Source organism: Marinomonas rhizomae (genome assembly GCF_024397855.1).
In the GTDB taxonomy this organism is placed as follows: domain Bacteria; phylum Pseudomonadota; class Gammaproteobacteria; order Pseudomonadales; family Marinomonadaceae; genus Marinomonas; species Marinomonas rhizomae_A.
This window is the reverse complement of sequence record NZ_CP073343.1, coordinates 2835593-2852629: the sequence shown is the minus strand read 5'-3', so window position 1 is coordinate 2852629 and position 17037 is coordinate 2835593. Positions and strand designations below refer to the sequence as shown.

The following is a 17037-nucleotide window of genomic DNA, read 5'->3' as shown; positions in this document are numbered from 1 at the left end:
GGGATTAGTTTCGGCCTGCGATTACGCCACCATCCACATCCCAAATAGCGCCAGTTACCCAGCTTGAATCACTGCTTAGTAGAAAGTTAATTGTCTTGGCGACATCTTCGGCTGTGCCAATTCTTCCAATTGGATGGAAGCCATCAAATGTAGCGAGTGTTTCATCGATTGCACTTGGGTCAATGAAGGATTCGTAAATAGGGGTTTTTACCACTGCAGGAGAAACCGCATTGACGCGAATGTTCTGGTCAGCTAATTCCATTGCCATATGTTGTGTGAGTGCATGCAGACCAGCTTTAGCCATTGAGTAAACCGACGATGGTGTGGCTTTGATGGCTTGTTTTGCCCACATTGAGCCAATATGTACAATTGAACCGCCGCCATTAAATGCCATGTTTTTGGCGACGGCTTGAGATATAAAGAATGCCGCACGGTTCAGTTCCTGATACGCATCGTAATCCTTATGATCGTGTTCCAAAAATGCTGTTGGTTTGAATTTTCCCGCTGCATTTACGAAATATTCTATATGGCTATCATGATTAGCGACAAAATCCAGTATGCGTTGGATGTCATCGGTTTCGTATAAGTTTGCTTGCAGCGTTTCAATATGCCCCAATTCAGCAAGTTCCTGTTTAGCAGCCGCAAGTTTTGTCGTGGAGCTGCCTACAATGATGGTTGGAATGCCACGTTTGAGTAGTTGCTTTGCTGTCGCAAATCCCATTCCGCTAGAGCCGCCTAGAATTAAAGCGTAAGAACTATTTATGTTTTTCATTTGATTATCTCTACAGGTAAATATTAAAGTGTGGAAGTAGATTACAATCCCCGTAGACTATTGAAAATTAGGCACAATTTGGTGCGGTAGGTACTTATTGGTATATCTTTATGAAAGAACAGGAAAAAATATTTCCAAAGAAGTCTGCACCTGAGAAAAGTGCGCGTATGGTTGAGACTATTTATGGTTGTAAATGGTCATTAACCATCTACCAGCTTTTGGCAAATGACATTAATCGACCTGGGGCCATGGTCCGAAGTGTTGAGGGATTAACGACTAAGGTGCTTAATGAATGTCTGAGAAAAAATACAAAATTTGGTATTTTGGAACGCGTTGACTTTAATGAAGTACCACCTAGAGTGGAATATCGTGTGACTCGCTTTGGCACAAAATTTCTTCGAATTCTTGATGAGCTGGAAAAGTTACAGAACGAGATTGAATGTGAAATTGCGTAGTGGCGTTGTTCGGGTAACGGAGTCTGATGCGCTTAATTCACTAAGTAAAAAATTATCTTAATTACACGAAGTACCCCAATCTATGCGTTTACTAAAATCTTCTATCCACCCCAGTATCGAGCCTGTCGATCAATCCTCTTTTTTACGTCTTGCTGCCCGTGGGATTATTTTAAACGGCGAGGATATTTTGATGTTGTATACCCAGCGTTACGATGATTATACCTTGCCGGGTGGAGGGATTGATGAAGGTGAGAATCAGGTGGAAGGTTTGATCCGTGAGTTAACGGAGGAGACGGGAGCGCGGAATATTCGTAATGTCGAGGCGTTTGGTCTGTATGAGGAGTTTCGTCCTTGGAATAGGGATGGTTTTGAGATCATGCAGATGAAGTCTTATTGCTATACCTGTGAGATTGATGAGCAGTTAGGCGAGACGAGTTTGGAAGATTACGAAGTCAAAAACGGTATGAAGCCAGTGTGGATTAATGTTCACGATGCTATTAAGCATAATCTCGATACGATTAAAAACAGTGATAAAAAAGGTATGTCGATTGAGCGTGAAACCTTTTTGTTATGCTTGATTAGGGATGAGTTGTTGGCGGTTGTAAACTGAGGCGTTTTCTGTTTTTCTGGGTTTCATGCACTAGGGTTGGGTATGTTTACGAGAAAGCTTTTATACTTATTGGTGTTTATATTATTGCAGGGGTGCTCGAGTACTATGCCGAATCTAGGTGTTACCAATGGGAAGTTAGCGGTTTGTCCTAGCTCGCCAAATTGTGTGAGTAGTCAGGCTCAAGCGAATGATAAGCATTTTATTGAAGCTATAGTGGTTAAAGGCTCTACTCTTGATGCCCATGGCAAAGTGCTCGCCGTGCTGGAGTCTTCTAAGCGAACTAAGGTTGTGGTGAATAAAGCGGATTACATTCACGCTGAGTTTACGTCGGCGGTGTTTCGCTTTGTCGATGATGTGGAGTTCTTATTTTCGCAAGAGCGTGATGGAGAAGTGGTTGTCGATATTCGCTCGGCGTCTCGAGTTGGGCATTCTGACTTTGGGGTGAATCGAAAACGTATGGAAGCCATTCGAGGCAAACTGAATAAGTAGTCTGGTTGGTAATTAATTTTAAGGCGCTCTATATATTCTATAGAGCGCCTTAATTTATCTGGTCACAGTGTTTGAGCGCTTTTTACTTCGTGCTCGATGTTTTGGCGCAGGTCGGTTGGTAAGAGCAGTGCGTCTCCTAGGCGGTCTAGGTAGTGGCGTTCTTCTGTGGTGTCGATATCAATGGCGAGCATGGAGACAAGGTAAATCTCTGTGGCTTGTTCTTCACTTTCTGATAAGCGTGCGATGGTGATTGGGTCGCTGGCTGCTCGTAGTTGTTCTATCAAGAATCTTTGTTCTTCTGCATTGATGCCAAGGTCGCTGATTTGTTGTTCGATTCGAGTGCGTTCGCTGGCGTCTATGTGGCCGTCTGCTTTGGCGGCGCTGATCATGGCTCGAATTAAGATTAGGCGCATGTTTTCAACTTGCTGCGTTGGTTTTTCTTCTGCAAGGTCAAAAATGCTGCCGGCTGGAACCGCAGGTGTGGTGGATGTGCCGAAGCTCTGATTAGGTTCAATGTTGGTAATTTGTGTCGTGGTTTGGTTTTCTTTATGAGTACGCCACGCTTTGTAAGCCATTCCACCTACGGCGGCCATGCCGCCATATTTGATGGCTTTGCCGCCCATTTTCCGGGCTTTTTTGTTGGTTAATAGCATAGCGGCTAAGCCGCCAGCGGCCGCGCCACCCATGAATCCGCCGGGTATGGAGCTTGATTTGGCTTTGGTGACGGCTTTGTCAATTCCTGAACCTGTAGAGCCCATGATGCTGCTTAGCAGTGAGTTAATATTCATGATTAATAATCTCCAATTTATTTATCTGTTAATTCATCAGACTGGAGAAGTGTGGGAGAGTTCATCTCGGACTGTTTTGTTCCCTTTCTTTTACTTTTTAATTACGTTATTAAAAGGGAATAAACCTATGGCCTGTTTGAGTAATTTATGTCAAAAAATGTGTTGATGACGATTGGTGGGAATGAGTCTAGCTTTGCCGTGGAAGATGAGCAGGATGTGGTTTTTTTGCCTGTTGGCTTTGATTTAGTCAGCTTACGATATTTTAAGCATTCACCGCCGACTTACGATGATATCGAATACGCGATTAATTATATCGAGGACGAGATTGAGCGGGTCGCTAAGAAAGTACCTTATGATGGGTATTCTTTGGTGACGGATCAGCCTTTTATTCGAGATCTCGCGAAGTTAAGCGGAGCGGTTGGCGTAGAAGGTAAGGGGCGCTTTCATCGTGATGATCTGGAACGCTTGTTTGGTCGATATGCTGAGATTGCAGCGGGGAGCCCAGCTCAATCTGACGAGTCTGATACCTCTGTGACTTTTTATGCTCAGCTGCTGATTTTTCGTGAATTTATGCATCATCTTAAATTTGAATACGTTGTTGTTAGATAGCTAAAGTGAGTTGAAATGTTTTATGTGTTTGTTTTCTATGGCTGCTTAAGCCTAATCACTTTTTGTGTCTATGGTATGGATAAGTCGGCTGCTAAGCGGGGTAAGCAAAGAGTGCCTGAGTCGACGTTGCATTTATTGTCTCTGCTTGGCGGTTGGTTCGGTGCTCTGTTGGGGCAGAAGGCATTTCGGCATAAGACGAAGAAGCGACGCTTCTTGGTGGTGTTTTGGTTGACGGTTATGGCGAATATCGCTGTGACTGGGTATGCAATGCATGTCTTTGATTTTTTTAATGTTAGTTAGTCTCATTACGCTATGTAATTGCCATAGATTTTTATTCAAGCTGTACAGGTAATAAGTGTTTATGTGAGAGCACTTTGATTCATTGTCATCTACAATCCATTAATGATATTGATTTTTACCTTTAGGTGTAATGTTTTATGAAAAACAATGAGCTAGCGATTAGCGTTGCCGATGTAATGGAGTTGATGCTGGATGCTGTGTGTGTTGTGGATCGTGATGGACGTTTCGTTTTTGTGAGTGCGGCTTTTGAGACTATGTTTGGTTATGAGCCCCATGAAGTGATTGGTGAGCCTATGGTAAATATGGTGTATCCAGATGATAGAGAAAAGACTCTAGGGGTCGCTGAGTCTGTGATCTGTGGAAAAATTTTGCCGCGCTTTGAGAATCGTTGGGTTCGTAAAGATGGCAAGGTGGTGAATGTGCTTTGGTCAGCTAGGTGGTCGGAAGAGCATCAGGTAAGAATCGCGGTTGCCCATGATATTACTGAACGTAAAGAAATGGAGGTTCGGCTGCTTTATGCCGCGGGTCATGATGATTTGACGGATTTACCGAATCGTACTTTGCTTTTAGATCGTTTACAGGCCTCGCTCACCTTGGCAGAGCGTGAGCAGGTTGGTTTATCTGTTTTGTTTATTGATATTGATGGCTTTAAAGATATTAATGATGGTTATGGTCATGCGGTTGGTGATTTGTTGTTACAGCAAATTGCGGCGAGGCTGGGTGGTTGTGTCCGTAAGTCAGATACCGTTGGGCGTCTGGGGGGCGATGAGTTTTTAATTATTTTAAATAAAGTAAATAACGCGGAAAATGCCGCTTTGGTTGCAGAAAAAATCCGTGCGGCTTTATCTGAAGCTTTTGTAGTCGAAGGTTCTACTCTGTCTGTTTCTGCCAGTATAGGCATTGCTAAGTACCCTGAAAATGGTATACAACCATTGGATTTGGTGCAGTCTGCAGATCATGCTATGTACCAAGCAAAGAATAATGGTGGTGATAAGGTTTTTTTCGAGGCTTCTTAGGCTTTTTTACTTTAGGACGTGTGTTGCCTTATTGAGCCCTTGTTACCAAGAAGGTAATATGCTTTTCACGTCTCATCACTCTTTTGTCAGTCTATTTTCTGGTTCAAATTAGCAAATATACTGGAAATACACATTCTGTTTGATCCGTGGTTTACGATTTGCTTTCTTCGTGTTGGTTTCCGTTTTACTATCGTGTCATTGGGCGAGAAGCAAAGTCTAGAGTCCACATAATATCTGTGTCGATCACTGGTATTGTTTGTAATCATTTAACTTTATAGGAAACAATAATGGCGGCTTTTGGTAGCGTGTTTATGCCTAAAATGGCATTGGCAACATTCGAAAATAATCAATGGAGTGACGCAAGCATTGTCGCATCGGACAGCATTCAATTGCATCCTGGTGCTCACGTGTTGCATTACTCAAGTACCTGTTTTGAAGGTTTGAAGGCGTTTCGTCATGCTGATGGCAGTGTACATGTGTTTCGTATGGACCAAAATATTAAGCGTTTAGCACAAAGTAGCCGTCTATTGTCTTTGCCAATTTTGGATGAAGCTCAAGTTGCCAAAATGATTATTGATGCGGTTGCTGAGTTTGCGACTGATGTGCCAGAGCCTCCAGGATCTATGTATATTCGCCCCACTCACATTGGTACGGAAGCGGCGGTTGGTAAAGCGGCGGCGCCAACAGCAACGTCTATGTTGTATGTTTTGTTGTCTCCTGTAGGTGATTATTTTACTGGTGGTGCTAAAGCGCTTCGCCTTCTATTGGATGAAACGGGCATGCGTTGTGCGCCTCATATGGGCATGATCAAAAGCGGTGGTAACTACGCCAGTGCTTTGGGTCCTATGATGAAGGCGAAAGCGGAAGTGCAAGCAGACCAAATTTTGTTCTGTCCAAATGGCGATGTACAAGAAACCGGCGCGGCTAACTTCTTGTTGATCGATGGCAATGAGATCATCACCAAAGGTTTGGATTCATCTTTCCTTCACGGTGTGACTCGTTCTTCTATCTTAACGCTTGCGAAAGATCTAGGTATGACGGTAAGTGAGCGTGATTTGACGGTTGCTGAGTTACTAGAGCGTGCCGCTAAGCCTGAAGTGGAAGCCGTGTTGTCTGGTACAGCGGCGGTATTAACGTCTGTTGGTACTTTTATCCATAATGATAAAGAGTACAAAGTAGGCTCTGGAGAGCCTGGTCCTATTGCTCAGAAACTGCGTCAAACATTGAATGATATTCAGTGGGGTAAAGCGGAAGACAAGCATAATTGGTTAACCAAGGTTTGCTAGTTTTTTAGGATGGGACAGTAAGATAAAAAAGGGGAAGCATAATGCTTCCCCTTTTTGATGATCAACAACGCATTGTTAATACGTTAAAAACTCAATCTTGCTGTTGCAGACATAATGTTGTAATTGTCTGCTGATTGGTAGTTGCCTGATAAAGAGAAGTTTTGAGTGAAATAATAGCCTAATGAAAATTTAGTGTTGTCTAAATAGTCTTGGTCTGAGTACATTGTGTGAGATAATCTTGCTTCTAGACGATCTGTCAACGAGCTACGGAAGCCAACTCTAAAACTAAAATCGGAATCATCATAGTCATAGTCATTGTAATGAACGAGTCCATATATTTGGCTAGCTTGACCAATATCAGCATAAGCGCCTAAACCGACCTTTAAAACATCAGAATCGTTAAAGTCGATGGCTTCTACTGAAATGAGTGGAATAATGAGGGTATCTATAGATACAGTAAATGCAGAATAGTCACCGTCACCTGCACCGGAATCATAGTCAATGGTTCCTATAGTGTAATCAACAAACGTCATTGGAGATGCACTGGCGTTCATAGATAAGGATATTGCTGTCGCTGCAATTCCTGTTGCAATAATATTTTTCATGTTTTTCTCCGATAATTCGATTAATGAGAATGGGCGTCGGGCTTTTGTATTGTTCCTTACCTCTATCCAATCGGTTGATTTAAGATAAACTTTAGCTAAACCGTCTAACATTCTTCCTTATTTTTCTGATTTTTCATTCAGCTTAATGATATATAAGGTATTCTGGTAGGCGATTTTTTTTGCTAAGGGTGTATCGACCCCCTAATGAATTAAGAAGGTATTATGAAAAAGGTAATGAGAAAGCTCTGCTCTCCAGTACTGGGAATGTTCGAGTCCGGTGAAGGGGAATTTGATTATAAACCATCCCATCGAACTATATTGATCGTGTTGGGATTGCTTTGTTTTTTGCTGGCGTCTGTTTCTTTAGTCATGTCGCTGATGACGGGCGAAGCGGCTGGTGTTATTCCTATTATGGTGTTTTTTCTAATGGGCTTGGTCTGTGAGATTGTAGGTCTTTTAGGTAGTGATCGTGCAGTAGCAAGAATTTGGAAACGTAGTTAAGTTAATGTGTTCAGAGGTGCTAGCGGTCGCCTACGTGGTAAAACGAAAAAAGCGACCTAATGGTCGCTTTCGGTGACTTTTCTCTTTAGTTATAGCGACTTAGTGACGTTCTTTTCCGTGATGGCGAGGCATGTCGTCACAGTCTTCCATGCGCTCTTTTTGTAGATCGATGAACTTGGTTTTTTGCTCTGGCGTTAAGATGCTAAGCATTTTGTGTTGGTTACTGAGCATCTCTACTTGACGTTTAACTTGTTTATCAGACTTTTCTTGTGCCAATTCGGTGGCTTTGGCTGGATCAAATTTTTCCGCTGTCAGTAAAGCGTTTATTTTATCAAAATGTGCCATGCGAGCGTTTTCGCCTTGCTCTCTTTTGTCGTTGAAGCCTTCTTTCATGGCTTGTTTATTTTCTTTGCGTAGCGTTTTGAATTGCTCTTTTTGGCTGTCTGTTAGATTTAAATCTTTCATCATGCCGCGGTTTAAGCCTGGGCGACATTCCTGTGGGCCTTTGTGATCTTTTCCGCCAAACGCAAACGCGCTGGTGCTCAATACTAGTGGAAACACAACAGCGGCTATAATCAGTTTTTTTGCCATTTTCATATTTTCTTCCTTATATACATTAGAGGATCAGATGATTGATACGTACTGCGTTTTGAACGCATGGAAGTAGAATAGAGGCTGTAAGGTAAAGTGGCGTATCGGCTAGGTAAAGTATCGTAAAGGCTGCACTGTGCTTAGCATTTCGACGTAAAATAGCGTTAAAGAGTGCTAGCTGCTGATTAATTAAATCGTTTTAGGAACTGTTGATGCCACATATTTTAATCATTGATGATGATGTTGAATTGAGTGATTTGCTCAAAGAGGTTTTGTCTTTTGAAAATTGTGCTGTTTCTGCTGCTTATGATGGCGAGGCGGGTTTGACTGCGATGGATGACAGTGTGGATCTGATATTGCTTGATGTGATGATGCCTAAGCTCAATGGTTTTGAGACCTTGAAGCAGTTGCGAGAAAAATGGGATGTGCCTGTTTTAATGTTGACGGCAAAAGGGGAAGAGATTGATCGTGTTGTCGGTCTTGAGCTTGGGGCGGATGATTATTTGCCAAAACCTTTTAGTGAGCGAGAGTTACTGGCAAGAATTCGTGCCATTTTACGCAGGACTCAGACAAGCAAAGGTCAGCCGCAAAATGATTTCGTGACTTATCGAGATATTAAGCTATATCCAGGTCGTCTTGAGGCGTATTGCAATGGAGCGCTATTAGATTTGACCAGTACTGAGTTTGCCTTGCTGCATCATTTTTTACTTCATCCAGGGCAAGTGCTAACGAAAGAAGTACTCAGTCTTGATGTATTGGGTAAGCGATTGGCGGCTTTTGACCGAGCGGTTGATATGCATGTCTCTAATTTACGTAAGAAACTCCCTGACTGGCCGAATGGCAAACCACGTATTAAAACCTTGCGTGGGCGTGGCTATTTGCTGGTGGAGAGCGACTGATGCGTTTACCAAAGATCACCAGTTTATACGGGCGTATTTTTGCCATTTTTTGGTTTACCATGTTTCTGGTGATTTTAGCCGTTTTGGCGTTACCACATTTCGATCCTCGTAAAGCTCGGGATATTCCTCCGCCTCACTTTGATCGCATGCTGCAAATACGAGATCAGGTTGAGCGCACGTTTGCTTCTGCCCCAGATATAGCGCAAGTCTTACCCGAAATAGAAGGGGGCGCTCGTCGACGCCCTGGTGATCATAAGCTGCGCCTTTTTATCACCGACCTAGATGGTAATGTGATTACCACAGAGCGCCGTCCTGATTTCAGTTATAAGGCGTTACGTAATTTTGTGACCTCTATTGATAACCCTCAAGATCCTCAGCAGAAATTGTATGGGAAAACGATGATTTCTGGACCGCTGCCTATTCGGCTAGCCCAAAAGGACTATTTTTTATATATCGGCACTCGCTGGAGTGAACCTCCGCATTTTTTATTACAGTTATTTGATCATCCTCTTCGCTTATTGTTGGCCGTTATGTTGGTTAGTACTCCTTTATTATTGTGGTTGGCGTGGGCCTTGAGCCAACCTGCTCGTCGATTAGAGTTGGCGGCACAGCGCGTGGCGAAAGGTGTGTTTGAAATTGATCCTGAGCTTGAAAAAGGCACGTCAGAGTTTCGCCAAGCGGGTGCGAGTTTTAACCAAATGGTAGAAGCGGTTAACTTGATGATTTCACGTCAGCAGCGTTTATTGTCGGATATTTCGCATGAACTGCGTTCGCCTTTGACGCGTTTAAGAATGGCGCAAGCGTTAGCAAAACGAAAGTTAGGTGACAGTACGGATTTAACTCGTATTGATACCGAAGCTCAGCGTCTTGAGCAAATGATAGGTAAGCTGCTTGAACTGTCTAGTGTGCAAGTCGACAGTCATTTGAATCGAGAGATTCAACCTCTATCAAGCCTCTTTGATGCCTTGCTAGCGGACAGTCAGTTTGAGGCGGAGCAAGTGGGAAAAGCCTTGCTTTTGTCTGAGGTTCCAAATCGTATGATTAATTGCCATCCGCAGCTGTTGATGAGCGCTTTGGAGAATATTGTCCGTAATGCGATTCACTATGGTAAAAACCAGATTCAGGTTTCATTGGGTGTTTATTCCAATACGTTATCTATTCGAGTAGAAGATGATGGCGACGGTGTAGCCGATGATGAGTTTGATTCTATCTTCCGGCCTTTTTATCGGGTCTCAACCGCCCGTGATCGAAACAGTGGCGGCGCAGGGTTGGGATTGGCTATCGCAGAAAATGCGGTTCGCCAGCATAATGGTACGATCAAAGCGACTCGAAGTGCATTGGGTGGGTTGCTGGTGGAAGTGACTTTACCTCTGCAAGAAGAACCATAATGCGTCCTAATTTCTGTAACTAGGACAGTATTATCTTTGTTTTTACGAAAGCATTAGTAGACAAAGCGGTTAATTGGGCTCATATTAGAAACTCATCGTTCTTATTATGCATTCGGTTAATCGCTTTCCCCAAAAGCTATCCCTAAAAGTACAGAGTAACGCAGAGAGTACTTCTCTCTCACCTTGCCTTTTTTATACTTTATTTAAATAAGAAGTTTGCTAATAAGCGCTTGGTCTATTTGTTTAGACCCGTTTTTAAAAACAAAAAAAGGGAGAAGCCTTGTTGTTTTTCTCTAAAACCATAGGTAATACATGATAAATACAGCCAAAGAATTTGTACTACAGCGAATTTGCAATTTTGCAAGCCAGACGTTCGATCCTAACTCCGACTCGCAAGTTGTTGGATTATTGAAAAGTAAATTCAATATTCGTTTGCCACAGAGACGTTCTATTAACGAGTCTTTATCTTCTTCCGTTAGCGATCATGAAATTATTGCTTTGATTCTAAAATACCGTTCGATGAATGAGTCGTAAGTTTAAACCAGCAAGACTTCTTTATTTTTTGACACACAAAAAGATTGCATTACCAGATTGCTGATCCCACGGTATGATTTTGTCGTGCTCGTGTTCAAAGACATGGACATCAAAGTATGGCGTTAACAGAGCCTGTAGCTCATTAAAGCTTAATGCCACCATAAGATGTTCATCTGCCCAAAGTTGAGTTTGTAGCGCGGTGGTTTTTTCAATGCTCAGCTTTAGTGTTTGTTTTTCACCTTCACCACAGTAATACCAAGAAGAGCCAAATGAGAACTCGCTATTGTCGTGAGTGACGCTGTGCTTCGCAGAAAGCGTATTGTCTATGTGGTTCTTATCTACCGAGTTAAAACAAAAAACACCACCAGTACTGAGCGATTTGTGTACGCTTTGAATGCAACTGGTTAGGTTATTGATGTTCCCGCTGTAATGAACCGAGTATAAAAAACACGTAATTAAGTCATAAGACTCAGTCGTATCAAATGCACACATATTACCTAGCTCGAATTGCGCACCAGGGCATCGTAGTTTGGCAAGATCTAGCATGGGTTGATTAATATCCAAGCCGCTAGATTGATAACCTTCTTGGCTAAGGTAGCTAATATGTGGTCCTGTTCCACAAGCCAAATCTAAATGCTGTTTCCCACCATTTCCAAAAATTTGATGAAGCCGATGCGCACTGTTGCTCTGGGCTTGATAATTAATATCGGCACACATTAAGTCGTAATAGCCAGATAAATCCGTATAGAGCGCGTTGTCAGACATGTTTCTTCACTTGGTGGGTAGCTAATATGGTAGGTGAAACTCGAGCGCGAATAATATAGTAGATACTTTCGCGCGACTACAAAAACGTTTAGACAGTAATGAAGATAGGAATAATTGGAAAAATTAAGGCAAAAAAAAACAGGAACAAAGTCTGACTTTGCTCCTGTTTCTTTATATTGCTACTGCTTTATCTGATTTAAACGAAGATAAAGAATTTAGCGATAAACAACGCAGCTAATAGATACACAGCAGCGCCGACTTGCTTACCTTGACCTGACAATAGTTTGATCACAGCGTAGCTGATGAAAGACAAAGCAATACCATCCGCGATAGAGTAGGTTAGTGGCATCGTAAAAGCGGCAATCAGAACCGGTGCGGCTTCTGTAATATCATCCCAGTCTACGTGCGCTAAGCTGCTTGTCATCAATACTGCAACGTACATTAATGCGCCCGCTGTCGCATAAGCAGGAATAGATCCAGCCAACGGCGCAAAGAATAAGCTGAGAATAAACAATAACGCTACAACAACAGCCGTTAAACCAGTACGTCCGCCAGCGGCAACGCCAGAAGCACTTTCGATATAACTTGTTGTAGAAGAGGTACCTAATGCAGCACCCACAACCGTTGCGCCAGAATCAGCCAACAAGGCTTTTTTAAGGCGAGGTAATTTACCTTCTTTATCTAATAAACCGCCACGTTGACCAACACCGATTAGGGTGCCTGACGTATCGAATAAATCCACAAAGAAAAAGGCAAAAATCACGCTTAGCATACTGATTTGAAAAGCACCTTCTATGTCCATCGCGAGGAAAGTAGGTGCAACAGATGGTGGCATAGAAACTACGCCACCAAATTCATTTTGACCAAAGAGAATAGACAAAATGGTGACGAAAAGTATGCCAATCATCACAGCGCCGGTGACATTTAAATACGCCAAAGCACAGATCACAAAAAAGCCAAGTAAGCCATAAATCGCTGATGGTGAAGATAGGTCGCCTAGAGACACCATAGTAGCTGGGTTTTTGACAATGATGCCGGAATTTTGCAATGCAATCATTGCTAGGAAAAGACCGATACCAGCTGCAATCCCCAATTTCAACGAAGACGGAATGGCATTGATAACCCATTCACGAATTTTAAAAATACTGATGAAAATGAAAAGAATACCGGATAAGAAAACCGCGCCAAGTGCTTGTTCCCATGTGTAGCCCATGCCTAAGACTACACCGTAGGTAAAGAAAGCATTTAGTCCCATGCCTGGTGCAAGAGCAATAGGGTAATTTGCGTATAAGCCCATAATCAAGCAACCAATTGCAGCAGCAAGACAAGTTGCGACAAATACGGCGCCTTGATCCATTCCTGCTTGAGCAAGAATAGAAGGGTTAACGAAAATAATATAAGCCATCGTTAGGAAGGTGGTTATACCTCCGACAACTTCATTACGTACTGTGGTGTTGTGCGCTTTAAGTTGAAAATAACGTTCGAGCATGAGGGGGACCTTTTGCTAGTAGACGACGGCGATTATTTTATTGCGAATTTACGGATTCAGTAGCATCACAATAAGAAACGCCGGGATAATTTAGTAACTGATCATTTGGTCAGTAAATAATTTCGGCGGCAAGTATAAAAAATTCGAGGTGATTTGGGGAGATAAATTGTAATAAATAATCGTTAAGGCAGGATTTAGCAGTAAAAACGCACTAGTTTTGTGTGTTTTTACTGTTTGATGAGACTTTTTTGACCGTTAAAAGACAGTGAAAGGGGGGTTATAATCTCGAAACTTGATAACCGCTGGCTTCAAGTTTTGCGAGTAAACTGTCTGGACCTGCAAGGTGCATTGCCCCAACCATGATGAATTCGACTTCGTCATTAGTGAGCATGTTTTCAATTTGAGGCATCCACAGATCATTTCGCTCCACTAAAAGTGATTGATACACCTCTGGGTAATCTTGTTTAAAGTCCTTTAATTCAATGTCTGCCATGGTTTCCATATCACCTGTGCGCCAGCTTTTTCTAAGGTCTTCCATCGTTTTTGGCATGTCTTTGATATCTGACAAGGTGTAATTAATGACCTCGTTACTATCTTGGTTATTGAGGTTGCTGAGCATGTCAACTTGAGCTTGGGGTTCTTCTAACCAGCTCTTAGGTTTGTGGTCTTGTTGCGCCTTTTGTGCATAGAACTGATCGACACCTTCACTGGTAAAGCCAAGATGTTTTAATTCAATCATGCTGAGGGAAATAGCAAGTGCACTGGGTTTTAGGTGTTGAATCGCGGTAATGGGGATTTGTCTGGCGTTTAAATAGATTTTTAGTGATCGATAGGTTTCAGGTGAGATGACTTCATCTATGGTGGTGCCATCGGAAAAAGACAACTCTGATTGCATTTGTCTTATGAAAGCTGAGTTTCCTAAGGTTTCCATATCCGTTTCAAAAACAACGCTGTCACAGGCTTGATAGGCTTTATCGTAGGCTTTTGGCAAAGGGTAGTCTTGTGGCGTGAGTAAATGAATCGTACCGCCAATATAGAGCGTATTAACACCTGACGTTACCTTCCAAACAGAGGCTGCTTGGGTTTGAAATGTGGCGGCTGCAAGTAAGGTTAGGCCAAATTTTTTGATGAAATTCATTGGATACCTGAATGGTTTTGTTAATTTCTTATGTCTTTCAGTTTACCTATTTCAATGATGATCGGAAGGGGGGAGTGAAAATTGTACGGCTTTTTTCTTATTTTTTGCGACAGAATAAGTCTTGTTTAACATGTTGGTAGCGTTATAAAGAATGGCAAGCGTAACGCATAAAAGTGATATTATTCTTGTTCTTATTTTATTCTAGTGTGAGTTTTTTGATGGGAAATGAGTTTGTCACCATAGGGTTAACTAATCCTAAGAGTACCTCAAATGTTGGTTCTGTAATGAGAGCGGCAGGGTGTTATCAAGTGAATCAAGTTTTGTATTCTGGCCATCGTTATGATCGCGCAGAAAAAATGTCGACAGACACTAAAAAAGCTATTTCATCCATTCCATTGATCAACATAGAAAGCCTTGGTGTTGATAGTTTAATTGATGCTGTTGATGCAGATACTAAGATTGTATGTGTCGATTTGATCCAAGGTGCGACGCCATTACCTTCTTTTAATCACCCTGAAAAAGCCCTATATATTTTTGGTCCGGAAGACGGCACGATAGGTCAAAAGGTTGTTGATAGAGCCGACTTTGTTGTCTTTGTTCCAACGGTTGGTTGTATGAATCTTGCCGCCTCGGTGAATGTTCTGCTTTACGATCGTCTGGCTAAGTCTTCTCAAACCTTCGCTGGCGACGAACTGATTCGCCAGAGTAAAGACGTCAATAATAATGTGAGGGTGCGTTCTAACACTCAGAAGTAGGATTTTTAAGTGTAAGGGTGTGTGATTTTCTTATCTATTACTTTGCATATAGTTAGCAGAATTTTGACTGTGATAAGTTGGTATCAATGCAAAAATATCTCTTAAACCTAATGGCTGTATTAGGAAGGAGGTCAGAGGTCTGTTTTTCCTGAATCTGAATGTTATCTGATTCTCCGTCACTTCCTTTTTTAGCCATCATGGAATCAGTTTGATGAGATAGAAGGAACGTATACAAATGGAGCCTATAAAACGAGTCGTGCTTGCTGTATTAGCTTGTTCCGCGCCTGCTGTTTATGCTGCTGATACTCCCTTTACCCCTTTAGAGCCTTTGAGTGCGGAATTAGAATTAGGCGTTATTGCCATTACTGGTAATACTGAAAGTACAGCCGTAAAAGCAAAAGCGACCGTTAAGCAGGATTTTACGGCTTGGAAAGCCAAGTATGAGCTAGACACACTCTATAAAAGAGGTAGAAATGAGGGTGAAGTTGACACTAAAACAACGGCACAGAAAATGTTCTTATCCGCACAAAGTGACTACAAATTAAGCAGTAATAACACTTCTGTATTTGTCTATGGGTCTTATACTGATGATCGATTTAGCGGCTATGAATACCAAAACACAGTGTCTGTTGGTTACTCCGCGCGTTTGTTCGACCATGATAGTTCTTTTTTAGATTACAGTATTGGTCCCGGTTATTCCTTTAGTATGACAGACGAGGGTGAAGAGGATGAAACTTCGATAGTGCATTTGGAATTGCAGTATGAATATGAAATTAGTTCTAATGCGACTTTCCAACAATCTTTAAGTACGGAGGCCGCTTTGCAAGATAATAAGAATACGCGTTCAAAGTCGGAGACTTCTGTTAGCGTAAAACTCAGAAATAACCTTAGCATGAAGGCTTCTTATGGCCTTACCCATAATAGCCAGGTTTTGGATAACAAAAAGAAAACAGATGGTACGACAAGTATCATATTCGCTTATACATTTTGAGAATTTTTCGCCATGCGTTATCAGGGTATAAAAGTCACGTTGGTGACGGGGTTTTTAGGAGCGGGGAAGACCACTTTAATTCGTCATCTACTTGCGCAGTCGCCTCCAAATGAACGTTGGGCTGTGTTGGTTAATGAGTTTGGTGATATTGGTCTTGATAGTGCGTTTTATGCGGATTTAGATGTCGCCATCAGTGAGGTTCCGGGTGGTTGTGTTTGTTGCACGACATCGGCTGCTTTTCAGCAAGGGCTAAACCAATTAATTCGCCAATATAACCCTGACCGTATTCTTATTGAGCCATCTGGCCTTGGTCATCCAAAGCAAATTCTGCAGAAGTTACGCAGTGCGGCTTATCAAGATGTGCTGTTATTGACGGGGGCATTTTGCGTATTGGATGCTCGGAATTTAAATGATGAACGTTATACAAAGCATGATATTTTCAATGACCAAATAGAGTCTGCGGATGGTATTGTATTGAGTCATGTTGATCGTTATCAGCAAGAAGATATTGATCGAGTAAAAGCTCGCTTTGGTGTGCTTACTTCAATGGGGTCAACTCCCACTGTTTTTATGTCAGATCCTATGGCTTTGAGTGCTGATTCTTTGGATATTGGTCTGATAGATTTATCGAATGCTTCTTCTACCGTAGAAAAGCACTCACATACACCAGAAAAACACTCTCACCATTCCTCTCATCACCATGTTCATGCTGCCGTTGAAACGACAGATCAAGACAAGCATTGGAGTTATCACAAACAACAAGGTGACATGCAGGTTGTCGGCTGGCATTGGCCTAGACAGGATTGTTTTACTCAAGAAAAGGTAAAGTCAATTATTCAAGAACTGTCCGGGTTTGCTGGGGTTTACCGTATTAAAGGCGTATTTTTAATTAGTTCAAACGAAGCGCTTTTGGTGAACGTAGCGAGAGGTGAAGTCTTGATAACAACTTCTCCTTGGCATGATGGCAGTCGCTTAGAAATTATCGGTGGGATTGAAGGTGATTGGCTGAAATTTGCTCTTAGTCGTGGTGCAGAATTGCTGTAATAAAGGCTCAAC

Annotated in this window: 21 protein-coding genes; 14 read left to right on the top strand and 7 right to left on the bottom strand. The window is 42.2% G+C overall.

The genetic code is table 11. The annotated features are described in order from the left end of the window. Positions 1–4 precede the first annotated feature (4 nt). Positions 5–772 (bottom strand): SDR family NAD(P)-dependent oxidoreductase, encoded by a 768-nt coding sequence (locus tag KDW99_RS13480; protein ID WP_255825406.1) that lies wholly within the window; start codon positions 770–772, stop codon positions 5–7. A gap of 110 nt (positions 773–882) precedes the next feature. On the opposite strand from KDW99_RS13480, the gene KDW99_RS13475 reads away from it, so the two are divergent. The 3 genes from KDW99_RS13475 to KDW99_RS13465 all read left to right on the top strand — a co-directional run bounded on the left by KDW99_RS13475 (position 883) and on the right by KDW99_RS13465 (position 2326). After that, positions 883–1227: a winged helix-turn-helix transcriptional regulator gene (locus KDW99_RS13475; protein ID WP_255825405.1), complete on the top strand. Its 345-nt coding sequence runs from the start codon at positions 883–885 to the stop codon at positions 1225–1227. An 82-nt stretch (positions 1228–1309) separates the two neighbouring features. Continuing rightward, positions 1310–1837 (top strand): NUDIX hydrolase, encoded by a 528-nt coding sequence (locus tag KDW99_RS13470; RefSeq protein ID WP_255825404.1) that lies wholly within the window; start codon positions 1310–1312, stop codon positions 1835–1837. A 105-nt stretch (positions 1838–1942) separates the two neighbouring features. Further along, positions 1943–2326: a DUF1499 domain-containing protein gene (locus KDW99_RS13465; RefSeq protein WP_255825403.1), complete on the top strand. Its 384-nt coding sequence runs from the start codon at positions 1943–1945 to the stop codon at positions 2324–2326. A gap of 62 nt (positions 2327–2388) precedes the next feature. Here the strand turns inward: KDW99_RS13465 and KDW99_RS13460 are convergent, their stop codons facing one another. After that, entirely contained in the window at positions 2389–3114 is a 726-nt protein-coding gene (locus KDW99_RS13460) for a tellurite resistance TerB family protein (RefSeq protein WP_255825402.1), read from the bottom strand. Between the two features lie 147 nt (positions 3115–3261). On the opposite strand from KDW99_RS13460, the gene KDW99_RS13455 reads away from it, so the two are divergent. The 4 genes from KDW99_RS13455 (at position 3262) to KDW99_RS13440 (ending at position 6325) form a co-directional block, all read left to right on the top strand. Continuing rightward, complete coding sequence (locus KDW99_RS13455; RefSeq protein ID WP_255825401.1) at positions 3262–3723, top strand: hypothetical protein; 462 nt, start codon at positions 3262–3264, stop codon at positions 3721–3723. Between the two features lie 15 nt (positions 3724–3738). Beyond that, positions 3739–4023 (top strand): DUF1294 domain-containing protein, encoded by a 285-nt coding sequence (locus KDW99_RS13450; protein ID WP_255825399.1) that lies wholly within the window; start codon positions 3739–3741, stop codon positions 4021–4023. Positions 4024–4160: 137 nt separating this feature from the next. Continuing rightward, a complete protein-coding gene (locus tag KDW99_RS13445) occupies positions 4161–5039 on the top strand; it encodes a diguanylate cyclase domain-containing protein (protein ID WP_255825398.1) in 879 nt (292 codons plus the stop codon). 287 nt (positions 5040–5326) lie between these two features. After that, positions 5327–6325, top strand: coding sequence for a branched-chain amino acid aminotransferase (locus KDW99_RS13440; protein WP_255825397.1), 999 nt, complete (start codon positions 5327–5329; stop codon positions 6323–6325). Positions 6326–6408: 83 nt separating this feature from the next. Here the strand turns inward: KDW99_RS13440 and KDW99_RS13435 are convergent, their stop codons facing one another. Beyond that, a complete protein-coding gene (locus KDW99_RS13435) occupies positions 6409–6930 on the bottom strand; it encodes a hypothetical protein (RefSeq protein WP_255825396.1) in 522 nt (173 codons plus the stop codon). A 222-nt stretch (positions 6931–7152) separates the two neighbouring features. On the opposite strand from KDW99_RS13435, the gene KDW99_RS13430 reads away from it, so the two are divergent. Next, positions 7153–7431 (top strand): hypothetical protein, encoded by a 279-nt coding sequence (locus KDW99_RS13430; RefSeq protein WP_255825394.1) that lies wholly within the window; start codon positions 7153–7155, stop codon positions 7429–7431. Between the two features lie 99 nt (positions 7432–7530). On the opposite strand, the gene KDW99_RS13425 is transcribed toward KDW99_RS13430, so the two are convergent. Further along, the gene (locus tag KDW99_RS13425) at positions 7531–8028 is read right to left on the bottom strand and encodes a CpxP family protein (RefSeq protein WP_255825393.1); all 498 of its coding nucleotides are present in this window, start codon (positions 8026–8028) and stop codon (positions 7531–7533) included. 206 nt (positions 8029–8234) lie between these two features. Between KDW99_RS13425 and KDW99_RS13420 the strand changes: the two genes are divergently transcribed. From KDW99_RS13420 to KDW99_RS13410, 3 genes are all read left to right on the top strand, one after another. Further along, the gene (locus KDW99_RS13420) at positions 8235–8921 is read left to right on the top strand and encodes a response regulator (protein WP_255825392.1); all 687 of its coding nucleotides are present in this window, start codon (positions 8235–8237) and stop codon (positions 8919–8921) included. Further along, positions 8921–10309 (top strand): envelope stress sensor histidine kinase CpxA, encoded by a 1389-nt coding sequence (gene cpxA / locus KDW99_RS13415; protein WP_255825391.1) that lies wholly within the window; start codon positions 8921–8923, stop codon positions 10307–10309. Before KDW99_RS13420 ends, cpxA begins: the two co-directional genes overlap by 1 nt. 312 nt (positions 10310–10621) lie before the next feature. Continuing rightward, entirely contained in the window at positions 10622–10843 is a 222-nt protein-coding gene (locus KDW99_RS13410) for a hypothetical protein (RefSeq protein WP_255825389.1), read from the top strand. 21 nt (positions 10844–10864) lie between these two features. On the opposite strand, the gene KDW99_RS13405 is transcribed toward KDW99_RS13410, so the two are convergent. The 3 genes from KDW99_RS13405 to KDW99_RS13395 all read right to left on the bottom strand — a co-directional run bounded on the left by KDW99_RS13405 (position 10865) and on the right by KDW99_RS13395 (position 14235). After that, a complete protein-coding gene (locus KDW99_RS13405) occupies positions 10865–11608 on the bottom strand; it encodes a class I SAM-dependent DNA methyltransferase (protein WP_255825388.1) in 744 nt (247 codons plus the stop codon). A gap of 196 nt (positions 11609–11804) precedes the next feature. Further along, positions 11805–13097, bottom strand: coding sequence for an NCS2 family permease (locus tag KDW99_RS13400; RefSeq protein ID WP_255825387.1), 1293 nt, complete (start codon positions 13095–13097; stop codon positions 11805–11807). Between the two features lie 277 nt (positions 13098–13374). After that, positions 13375–14235 (bottom strand): TraB/GumN family protein, encoded by an 861-nt coding sequence (locus tag KDW99_RS13395; RefSeq protein ID WP_255825386.1) that lies wholly within the window; start codon positions 14233–14235, stop codon positions 13375–13377. 218 nt (positions 14236–14453) lie between these two features. Here KDW99_RS13395 and KDW99_RS13390 point away from each other — a divergent pair, with 218 nt between their 5' ends. The 3 genes from KDW99_RS13390 (at position 14454) to KDW99_RS13380 (ending at position 17025) form a co-directional block, all read left to right on the top strand. After that, complete coding sequence (locus tag KDW99_RS13390; protein ID WP_255825385.1) at positions 14454–14990, top strand: RNA methyltransferase; 537 nt, start codon at positions 14454–14456, stop codon at positions 14988–14990. 235 nt (positions 14991–15225) lie between these two features. Beyond that, the gene (locus tag KDW99_RS13385) at positions 15226–15981 is read left to right on the top strand and encodes a DUF481 domain-containing protein (protein WP_255825384.1); all 756 of its coding nucleotides are present in this window, start codon (positions 15226–15228) and stop codon (positions 15979–15981) included. A 12-nt stretch (positions 15982–15993) separates the two neighbouring features. Further along, positions 15994–17025 carry a CobW family GTP-binding protein gene (locus KDW99_RS13380; protein WP_255825383.1) on the top strand — a complete coding sequence of 344 codons (1032 nt, stop codon included), beginning with the start codon at positions 15994–15996 and terminating at the stop codon, positions 17023–17025. The last annotated feature ends 12 nt before the right edge of the window (positions 17026–17037 follow it).

Coding starts and splice junctions, on each gene's coding strand:
- KDW99_RS13480 (WP_255825406.1), bottom strand. CDS start 772: ATGAAAAACATAAATAGTTCTTACGCTTTAATTCTAGGCGGCTCTAGC.
- KDW99_RS13475 (WP_255825405.1), top strand. CDS start 883: ATGAAAGAACAGGAAAAAATATTTCCAAAGAAGTCTGCACCTGAGAAA.
- KDW99_RS13470 (WP_255825404.1), top strand. CDS start 1,310: ATGCGTTTACTAAAATCTTCTATCCACCCCAGTATCGAGCCTGTCGAT.
- KDW99_RS13465 (WP_255825403.1), top strand. CDS start 1,943: ATGCCGAATCTAGGTGTTACCAATGGGAAGTTAGCGGTTTGTCCTAGC.
- KDW99_RS13460 (WP_255825402.1), bottom strand. CDS start 3,114: ATGAATATTAACTCACTGCTAAGCAGCATCATGGGCTCTACAGGTTCA.
- KDW99_RS13455 (WP_255825401.1), top strand. CDS start 3,262: ATGTCAAAAAATGTGTTGATGACGATTGGTGGGAATGAGTCTAGCTTT.
- KDW99_RS13450 (WP_255825399.1), top strand. CDS start 3,739: ATGTTTTATGTGTTTGTTTTCTATGGCTGCTTAAGCCTAATCACTTTT.
- KDW99_RS13445 (WP_255825398.1), top strand. CDS start 4,161: ATGAAAAACAATGAGCTAGCGATTAGCGTTGCCGATGTAATGGAGTTG.
- KDW99_RS13440 (WP_255825397.1), top strand. CDS start 5,327: ATGGCGGCTTTTGGTAGCGTGTTTATGCCTAAAATGGCATTGGCAACA.
- KDW99_RS13435 (WP_255825396.1), bottom strand. CDS start 6,930: ATGAAAAATATTATTGCAACAGGAATTGCAGCGACAGCAATATCCTTA.
- KDW99_RS13430 (WP_255825394.1), top strand. CDS start 7,153: ATGAAAAAGGTAATGAGAAAGCTCTGCTCTCCAGTACTGGGAATGTTC.
- KDW99_RS13425 (WP_255825393.1), bottom strand. CDS start 8,028: ATGAAAATGGCAAAAAAACTGATTATAGCCGCTGTTGTGTTTCCACTA.
- KDW99_RS13420 (WP_255825392.1), top strand. CDS start 8,235: ATGCCACATATTTTAATCATTGATGATGATGTTGAATTGAGTGATTTG.
- cpxA (WP_255825391.1), top strand. CDS start 8,921: ATGCGTTTACCAAAGATCACCAGTTTATACGGGCGTATTTTTGCCATT.
- KDW99_RS13410 (WP_255825389.1), top strand. CDS start 10,622: ATGATAAATACAGCCAAAGAATTTGTACTACAGCGAATTTGCAATTTT.
- KDW99_RS13405 (WP_255825388.1), bottom strand. CDS start 11,608: ATGTCTGACAACGCGCTCTATACGGATTTATCTGGCTATTACGACTTA.
- KDW99_RS13400 (WP_255825387.1), bottom strand. CDS start 13,097: ATGCTCGAACGTTATTTTCAACTTAAAGCGCACAACACCACAGTACGT.
- KDW99_RS13395 (WP_255825386.1), bottom strand. CDS start 14,235: ATGAATTTCATCAAAAAATTTGGCCTAACCTTACTTGCAGCCGCCACA.
- KDW99_RS13390 (WP_255825385.1), top strand. CDS start 14,454: ATGGGAAATGAGTTTGTCACCATAGGGTTAACTAATCCTAAGAGTACC.
- KDW99_RS13385 (WP_255825384.1), top strand. CDS start 15,226: ATGGAGCCTATAAAACGAGTCGTGCTTGCTGTATTAGCTTGTTCCGCG.
- KDW99_RS13380 (WP_255825383.1), top strand. CDS start 15,994: ATGCGTTATCAGGGTATAAAAGTCACGTTGGTGACGGGGTTTTTAGGA.